This is a genomic window from Actinotalea sp., from assembly GCF_041597215.1.
GTDB lineage: Bacteria > Actinomycetota > Actinomycetes > Actinomycetales > Cellulomonadaceae > Actinotalea.
In genome coordinates, this window is the sequence record NZ_JBFHHB010000237.1 from 1 (window position 1) to 4,922 (window position 4,922).

Here is a 4,922-nt window from a genome sequence, read left to right on the forward strand (position 1 = left end):
CCGTCGCGTCGAGCGCGCGGCCGAGCCTCCCGTTCGGCCCACCCGGCACCGCCGGGGAGTGCTCCGGCTCCTCGCGCCTCGCCTCGAAGACCACGGCTGCGACGACGGCCGCCATCCCGGCCGGGTCCAGACCGTCCCAGGACCCCTCACGCAGGCACTCCGCGACGAGCAGGTCGTTCTCGGCGTACAGGCGCCGCAGGGTCTGCCCGGCCTCGGTCACCCGCAGCTCCCCGTCCGATGAGGACTCCAGGTGACCGGTCTCGAGCAGGACCTCGCAGACGGTGTCGAAGACCCGTGCGATCGAGCTCGTCCTGCCCTCGATCCGCCGGACCAGGCCGGCGTGCTCGGACTGCAGCCGGTGGTGCCGCTCGGCCCACCGCGCGTGGTCCTCGCGCTCGGAGCAGCCGTGGCAGGGGTGCTGACGCATCCGGCGCCGCAGCTCCGCGACGGTCGCGTCGTCGGCTCCTGCTCTGCCGGGCCGTGGGGCAGGAGGAGCCGTCCTCGAGGGATCGGCCAGCGCGCTGCGCATCGCGGCGGCGAGCTCGCTGCGCGCCCTGGCGTTGCGTGGTGAGAACTGCCGAGGCACGCGGACCCGGGCGACCGCCCTCACCCCACGCTCGACATCGGCCGCCGAGAGCGTGCGGACCTGGCGCTCGGAGGTGAGGATGCTGGGCCGCCGACCGTCGAGATGGTCCGGACCGAGATCGAGCACCACGGCGTGCCCGGCACGGCGTCCGCCGGCGATCTCCACGACGTCTCCGACCGTGAGCTCGGCGATGCTCGTCGCGGCCGCCGAGCGTCTCGCCCGGGCCGTCTCGCGCGAGAGCTCCTGCTCGCGTGCGGAGATCTGCCGCCGGAGCTCGGCGTACCCGGCGAAGTCCCCCAGGTGGCAGCGCATCGCCGCGGCGTAGCCCTCCAGGGCCTCGGCATGAGCCTGGGCCTGCCGAGCGAGGCCGACGACCGCACGGTCGGCCTGGAACTGGGCGAAGCTCTGCTCGAGGACCTCCCGCGCGCGCGTCCTGCCCACCGTGGCCACGAGGTTGACGGCCATGTTGTAGGTGGGCCGGAAGCTGGAGCGCAGCGGGTAGGTGCGGCGCGAGGCGAGGCCCGCCAGCGCGACCGGGTCCAGCGCGCCGTGCTCGACGACGACAGCATGACCCTCGACGTCGATGCCCCGCCTGCCGGCCCGGCCGGTCAGCTGGGTGTACTCCCCCGAGGTGAGGTCCTTGTGGGCCGAGCCGTCCCACTTGCTCAGGGTGTCGAGGACCACGCTCTTCGCCGGCATGTTGATCCCGAGGGCGAGGGTCTCGGTCGCGAAGACCACCTTGACCAGGCCGCGGGAGAACAGCTGCTCGACCGTCTCCTTGAAGACCGGGAGAAGGCCGGCGTGGTGGGCCGCGACGCCACGCTCCAGCGCCTGGCTCCACTCCCAGAACCCGAGGACGCCGAGGTCCTGCGGGGGGATCGTCGCGCTGCGCTCCTCCAGGACGGTGCGGATCTCGGCGGCCTCGCGCGGGCTGGTGAGCCGTAGCCCCGCCCGGAGGCACTGCTGGACCGCGGCATCGCAGCCCGCCCGGGAGAAGACGAAGAAGATGGCCGGGAGCAGGGAAGCCCGCTCCAGCACCTCGACCACGGCCGATCGGGGAGCGCCACGGCGAGCCGTGCTGCGCTGCCCACCGGCTGCCCCCGGCCCGCCACCCGGTCGTCCCTTGGACCGGCCGCGGTCACGCCAGGGCTGCGGACCGGATCCGGACCTGCGCCGCAGCGAGACGACCAGGTCGGGGTTGATCGGCGGCTCGGGTCCAGGGTCCGTGGGGTCGACCTCACCCGCGTAGAGGTCGATCAGCCCGTCGGAGGTGAGCACGTGCTGCCACAGGGGCACCGGCCGGACCTCGCTGACGACGACCGCCGTCTCGCCTCGCACCATCGTCAGCCAGTCCCCGAACTCCTCGGCGTTGGAGACGGTCGCCGAGAGCGAGATCACCTGGACGTCGTCCCGCAGGTGCAGGATGACCTCCTCCCACACCGGACCCCGGAACCTGTCCGCCAGGTAGTGCACCTCGTCCATCACGACGTAGCCGAGACCGTCGAGGGTGCGCGAGGAGCCGTAGAGCATGTTCCGCAGCACCTCGGTGGTCATCACCACGACGGGCGCCTCACCGTTGACCGTCGTGTCCCCGGTGAGCAGGCCGACCTGCTCGGCACCGTAACGGCGGACGAGGTCGGCGTACTTCTGGTTGCTCAGCGCCTTGATCGGAGTGGTGTAGAAGGCCTTGCGGCCCTGGGTCAGCGCCAGGTGGACGGCGAACTCCCCCACCACCGTCTTGCCTGCGCCGGTCGGTGCGGCGACCAGGACCCCTCGCCCGCCCTCGAGCGCGAGGCACGCCTCGGTCTGGAAGGGGTCGAGCTCGAAGTCGAGCCCCGCGGAGAAGGTCGCGAGCTCCGACCGTGCGGCGGCGGCACGCCGACGGGAGGCGGCGTACCGCTCGGCAGGGGTGGACATGCCCCCAGCCTAGGCAGCGGCGCGTGATCCGTTCACACCAGGAGGCGCACGGCGCCGGGTGCCACCTCCGCGCGCATCGGCAGCGGGCCGAGCCGCTCGCCGTCGGCGAAGGCCGGCGGCGCAGCGGGGCCGACATGGCTCGGCTCGACCAGCACCTCCCGGCCCCGCACGACGGTGCACGCCGGGTGACTCACGTGCCGCCCGGGGTAGACCCGGGGGAAGATCCGCGCGACCCCGGCTCTGCTGAGGGGGCCGGCGAGGACGACGTCGAGCAGCCCGTCGTCCATCCGCGCGTCGGGGGCGATCCGCATCCCGCCACCGATGCTCGTGCCGTTGGCGATCGCCACCAGGGTGCCGGGTGACTCCCAGACCTGGCCGTCGATCGTCACGCGGTAGCCGTACGGGTGGAAGCTGCGCAGCACGGTCGTCAGGGCGCGCACGTAGCGCCCCGTCCCTCGCGGCCAGGTGAGCTGGTTGGCGCGTTCGTTGACGGCCGCGTCGATCCCGCAGGAGAGCACCCCGAGGTACCACTCGTGGGTGAGGTAGTCCGGCGGGCCGACCCGCACGGCGTCCACCGCCCGCCCGCCGGTGGACAGCCCGCGCTCGATCCCTCGCACCGAGGCGGCGACGTCGTGCCGGGGCAGTCCCGCTGCACGCGCGATGTCGTTCCCGCTGCCGGCAGCGACGATCCCCAACGGCAGGTCCGTCCCGGCGACCACGTTCGCCCCCAGGTGCACCATCCCGTCACCGCCGACGGAGACGAGCGCGTCGAGACCGTCGACGACCGCCTGCCGGGCCGCCCGCAGCGCCGCGTCCGCCGAGTCGGCCGTGAGGTCGACCACCTCGTGGCCCCTCGCGGAGAGCGCCCCGAGGACCTCGAGCCCACGCTCGGCCCCCCGACCGTGACCGGCCGTCGGGTTGATCAGGACACCCAGACGCATCCCGTTCACGCCAGCGCGGCGGCCGTGCGCCGCGCGTGCCGCTTGTCCGCGAGGGCGCTGATCCCGACCGCCCCGAAGTAGAGCATGGTCATCGGGATGGCGAGGGCCAGCATCGACACCGCGTCTCCCGTGGGGGTGGCCGCTGCCCCGAAGAAGAAGCAGCCGAGGACGGCCCAGCGCCAGCCGCCCATCCACGTCCTGGCCGAGACGAGGCCCGCCGTGCTCAGCCCGACCATCAGGACGGGGAGCAGGAACGCGATGCCGAAGGCCAGGACCATCCGCATGATGAAGGTGAGATACGTGCCCGCGTCGATGATGTTGACGGCCCCCGTCGGCGTGAACCCGGTGAGCACGGCGACCGCCTTCGGCAGGAGCCACCAGGCCAGGGCCGCCCCGGAGAGGAACAACGGGACCCCTGCACCGAGGAAGCCGAGGGTGTAGCGCCGCTCGGTGCGGTTGAGCCCGGGGGTCACGAAGGCCCACAGCTGGTAGATCCACCACGGACTGCTGAGGATCACCCCTGCGAACAGCGAGACCTTGATCTGCATGTCGAAGGACGTGGCGACCCCGGAGAAGTTCAGGGTGATCGTCTGCCCGCGCGCCTCGGCGAGGTCCAGGACGGGTGCCTGGAGCGCGCCGAAGAGGACGGGGTAGAGGATCCACCCGGCGACCGCCCCGACGACGACACCTGCGGCAGCGGACATCAGCCGGTTGCGCAGCTCACGCAGGTGAGCCATGAGCGGCATCCGGCCGTCGGCGTCCTTCGTCTTCTTCTTGGACTTCCGACGGGGCGTCGCCGCGTCAGGACTGCTTGTCGTCACCGTTGTCGCTGGGCTTGGACGTCGTCGAGGACTCCGTGGAGTCGTCCTGTCCACCGACCTCGTCCTTGAGGATGCGCATCGACTTGCCGACGGAGCGTGCCAGGTCGGGAAGACGGCGGGCGCCGAAGAGCAGGATGATCACGAATACGAGGAGAGGGATCTCCCAGCCACTGAGCCTCATGGTGCCCTTTCGTCCAGGTCGGTGCTCCATCGTAGCCCCGCAGGTCATCGGTCCTGTGCCGGACGTGGTCAGCGGGAGAACGACCGCCACCGCTCGTACGTGGCCCGGAACCGCGTCCTGCGACGCTCGCGTCGTCGCTCCCTGATCTCGCCCGCCTCGACCCAGCGGTCCCTGGCAGCGTCCCGGTCCCCGATCCGGACGGGACGGACCGGGTGCTGCTGCTCGACCGCCTCGAGCTCCGTCACCCGCTCGGACAGGACCGAGGCGAGCTCGGCGGCCCGCCCGGCCTCCTCGACCAGCGCGCGGCCCGACCGGTAGAGCCGTCGCCCCAGGAAGAAGGCGCCGACGAGCGTGCCGACCACCAGCAGCGTCCACACCCAGAACCAGAGCACGGGACCAGGCTAGCCGTCGGCGGGGGGCGCGCCCGACGGGCCGCCCGCCAGGTCGGCGTAGGCGGCAAGGGCGCGGCGGGCGTC

General features: G+C 72.7%; 5 protein-coding genes. All 5 read right to left on the reverse strand.

The annotated features are described in order from the left end of the window. A partial coding sequence (locus ABWK99_RS13560; protein WP_372595234.1) for a DEAD/DEAH box helicase occupies positions 1 to 2,503 on the reverse strand: 2,503 nt, incomplete at its 3' end. A gap of 32 nt (positions 2,504 to 2,535) precedes the next feature. Beyond that, on the reverse strand, positions 2,536 to 3,444 hold the full coding sequence (locus tag ABWK99_RS13565; protein WP_372595235.1) for a diacylglycerol kinase family protein: 909 nt from the start codon (positions 3,442 to 3,444) through the stop codon (positions 2,536 to 2,538). Between the two features lie 5 nt (positions 3,445 to 3,449). Beyond that, positions 3,450 to 4,265, reverse strand: a complete 816-nt coding sequence (gene tatC, locus ABWK99_RS13570; RefSeq protein WP_372595236.1) for a twin-arginine translocase subunit TatC — start codon at positions 4,263 to 4,265, stop codon at positions 3,450 to 3,452. After that, positions 4,246 to 4,494, reverse strand: coding sequence for a Sec-independent protein translocase subunit TatA (locus tag ABWK99_RS13575; protein ID WP_372595237.1), 249 nt, complete (start codon positions 4,492 to 4,494; stop codon positions 4,246 to 4,248). Before ABWK99_RS13575 ends, tatC begins: the two co-directional genes overlap by 20 nt. 20 nt (positions 4,495 to 4,514) lie before the next feature. Then, positions 4,515 to 4,838 (reverse strand): hypothetical protein, encoded by a 324-nt coding sequence (locus ABWK99_RS13580; RefSeq protein ID WP_372595238.1) that lies wholly within the window; start codon positions 4,836 to 4,838, stop codon positions 4,515 to 4,517. Positions 4,839 to 4,922 lie beyond the last annotated feature (84 nt).